The organism is Arhodomonas sp. KWT (assembly GCF_010993615.1).
In genome coordinates this window covers 1-3,148 of record NZ_WNXE01000241.1, presented here as the reverse complement: position 1 = coordinate 3,148, position 3,148 = coordinate 1, and the positions used below count along the sequence as shown (strand labels likewise).

Genomic DNA, 3,148 nt, shown 5'->3' with positions numbered 1-3,148 from the left:
CTACAGGTTGATGCAGACCACGCCGGCGAGGATCGCCGCGCCGCCGACCATGAAGTTCATGCTCAGCGGTTCGCCGAGCAGCAGCGCGCCAAAGGCCACGCCGAACAGGGGCGAGAGGAAGGAGAGCACGCCGAGCCGGGAGGCGAGGTAGCGCCGCAGCAGGGCGAACCACATGAGCAGGGCGGCGAAGGAGACGATGAGCGTCTGGTAGCCCAGGCTCGCCATGGCTTCGCCGGTCAGGCGTGCCCCGGCGAGGTCGCCGGCGATCCAGGCCGCGGGGATAAGCAGTGTGGCGGCGGTCAGGAGCTGGTAGAACAGCGTCTGTAGCGCCGGCGCCTCGGAGAGCCCGCTGCGGCGGACCACGAGGGTCGTGGCGGCCCAGCAGAGCCCGGCGAGGACCCCGAGGAAGTCGCCGAAGGCGATGGCGCTCGTGCCGTCGCCGTCGGAGGCAGTAGGTGCTATCGCGATGACCAGGCCGATGAAGGCGAGCGCGACCGCGAGCCAGTGGCGCGGCGCGAGTTGTTCGCCGGGAACGAGCAGGTGCAGTCCGAGTGCCGCGAACACCGGCGCAGTATAGAGAAAGACGACCATGTGCGAGGCCAGCGTGTAGTTCAGTCCGATCGCGACGAAGGCGAATTCGCTGGTGAAGCCGAGCCCTACCAGCACGCCGGGGCCAAAGCGCGAGGGATCGAACAGTGTCAGGCCGCGCAGGCGGGCGAGAATCCATACCAGAACCATGGCAGCGGTTGAGCGCAGCGCAATCTGGGCGAGGGGCGCGACGTCCCCGGCCACGGCCTTGATGGCGACCTGCTGCAGACCCAGGGCGATGCAGAAGACCGTCATCAGCGCGATGGCCTGGCCGTCCAGTCCCTGCCTTATCGCGACACCTCCGCCAGCCTGCTCCGCCACGATGCCGATTCTCCTCTGTTGGGTTCGACCATTGTCCGGGGAAGGCTAGCACTGGCCCGACGGCCGGACGAACGATATATTCACCGCACGAGGGTCAGGAATACTCAACCTATGATCGAGCGCCTGCCACTCAATGCGTTGCGTGCGTTCGTTGTTGCCGCGCGCCATGAGAGTTTCCAGCAGGCCGCTGCGGAGCTGCACGTCACCGCCGGTGCGGTGAGCCGGCAGGTCAAGGAGCTGGAGTCCCGGCTGGCCTTTCCGGTGTTCGAGCGCAACGCCCACGGCGTGCGTCTCAACGCGGCGGGCCGGCGTCTCGCGGAGAGTGCCGGGGCAGGGCTGGACCGGCTCGCCGAGGCCTACCGGGAGGCCCAGCGCTTGCCGCGCGCCGGCCTGTCGATCTCCGCTCCACCCTCGTTCGTGCAGCACTGGCTGCTGCCCCGGCTGGCGGGCTTTGATGCCCGCGGGGAGGAGGTCGCGCTGGAGGCAAGCGAGGTGCTCACGCAGCCGGAATGGGACGACGGCCGTGCCCGGCTCGCCATCCGCTACGGTACCGGGCCATGGCCCGGCGTGGAGGACCGGCCGCTGCTCTCCGACCCCATGTTTCCGGTGTGTTCGCCGGCGCTGCTGGAGCGTGGTCCGCCGCTGCAGGAGCCGGCTGACCTGGCGGGGCACACGTTGATTCATGTCTCCTGCACCGAGCCGGCGATTCCCACCTGGCGGCACTGGTTGGACCACGTCGGGGCCGCCGGGGTGCCGGCCCCGGTGCAGTGGCACTATTCCCTATTCAGTCATGCCTTGGACCAGGCCATCGCCGGCCGCGGTGTTGCGCTGGTGGGACGGGTCGTGGCGGCGGACCGCCTGGACAGCGGGGTGCTGGTGCGCCCGTTCGGCGAACGCTATGCATTCCCTTCGCCGTTCGGCTATAGCCTGATCACACCGGCGGCCGGCGAGCCGCCGCCGTTGGCGGTTCGTTTCATCGACTGGCTGATGGGGGAAGTGGCCCGGTTCCGGGAGGGGCATCCGGGCGACTAGCCGGCCCATGCCGTGTTTTCGCCCGGTGCCGCGTGGATGCCCGGGGAAGGCCGCCGGGTGGTGCACAATGGGTCGTGACGGTGACGGCGACTACGGATCGGATGCCACCGAAAACATGCTCTGCATGGTCTCGTTGGTCCAGTCCAGGCTGTCCGCGTAGCAGCCCTGCAGCATCGCCGGGTCGTCCCCGCGCGGCAGCTCGGTCCAGCGGCCGTCGACGAACAGGCATACCTTGCCCAGGACGTCGCCGACGTCGTTGTGTCCGCCTTCCAGTGCCTCCCGAATCTCCGTTCCGATATCGATCTCGGCAAGAAGTGTCTCCCGCGGGATGTCGAGCAGGGCGTCCATGTGGCGGAGCAGACCCGCGAAGAACGCCCGGTCGGGATCGGCGCGGCCGCTGCGTCCGGCCAGCAATTCGGACATGCGCGAGACGGTGAGTGCCTGGCGCACGAGCTCCGTGGGCGTGCCGTCCCGGGCGCCGAGCACCAGCAGGGCGACCCACTTGTGTACCTCCCGGCGCCCGAGCAGCACCAGCGCCTCCTTGAGGCTGCTTACCGGATGACGCACACCCAGGGCGCAGGAATTGAGCACGCGCAGCAGGCGATAGGTCAGCGGCGGGTCGCGTTCGATGAGCTCGATCAGTTGCCGGGTGGACACGTCCGGGTCAGCGAATGCGGCCAGCAGCTGTAGCAGGACGATGCGGTTGCTCTCGGGTACACGCCCGGTGAGCAGCTCCGGACGGCGCAGGAAGTACCCCTGGAAGAGCGTGCAGCCGAGCGTGCGGCAGTGCTCGAACTCCTCGCGCGTCTCCACCTTCTCGGCGAGCAGCGTTACGTTGTGGGGTGCGAGCAGCCGGACCTGTTCGGCCAGCCCGCGTTCGCCGAGCGCCTGCACATCGAGCTTCACGACGTCCGCCAGGGCGATCAGGGGCTCGAGGTGTCCTGCATGGGCGAAATCGTCCAGTGCGATGCGGTAGCCGGTCTCGCGGTAGCGTTCCAGGGCGGTGATCAGTGCCGGTGTGGGCGAGGCGTCCTCGAGGACCTCGATGACCAGCTCCGCCGGGGGAACGGCGGGCAGCGACTCGGCCTCGAGCATGTCCTGCGGCAGATTGACGAAGGCGGGCACGACACTGCTGCCGCCGGACCAGTGCAGGCTGGTGTAGCGGCTGATCAGGACCTCGCTCGTCGCCCGGTCGCCGTCGACCAGG

General features: G+C 68.9%; 3 protein-coding genes. 1 reads left to right on the top strand and 2 read right to left on the bottom strand.

What is annotated here, in order from left to right; all coding sequences use genetic code 11:
* Positions 1–909 (bottom strand): DMT family transporter, encoded by a 909-nt coding sequence (locus G7A99_RS17275; protein WP_018717170.1) that lies wholly within the window; start codon positions 907–909, stop codon positions 1–3.
* Positions 910–1,020: 111 nt separating this feature from the next.
* Between G7A99_RS17275 and G7A99_RS17270 the strand changes: the two genes are divergently transcribed.
* A complete protein-coding gene (locus G7A99_RS17270; RefSeq protein WP_163142454.1) occupies positions 1,021–1,941 on the top strand; it encodes a LysR substrate-binding domain-containing protein in 921 nt (306 codons plus the stop codon).
* 90 nt (positions 1,942–2,031) lie between these two features.
* Here G7A99_RS17270 and G7A99_RS17265 read toward each other — a convergent pair.
* The coding region (locus tag G7A99_RS17265) for an EAL and HDOD domain-containing protein (RefSeq protein ID WP_163142451.1) at positions 2,032–3,148 on the bottom strand (1,117 nt) is incomplete at its 5' end.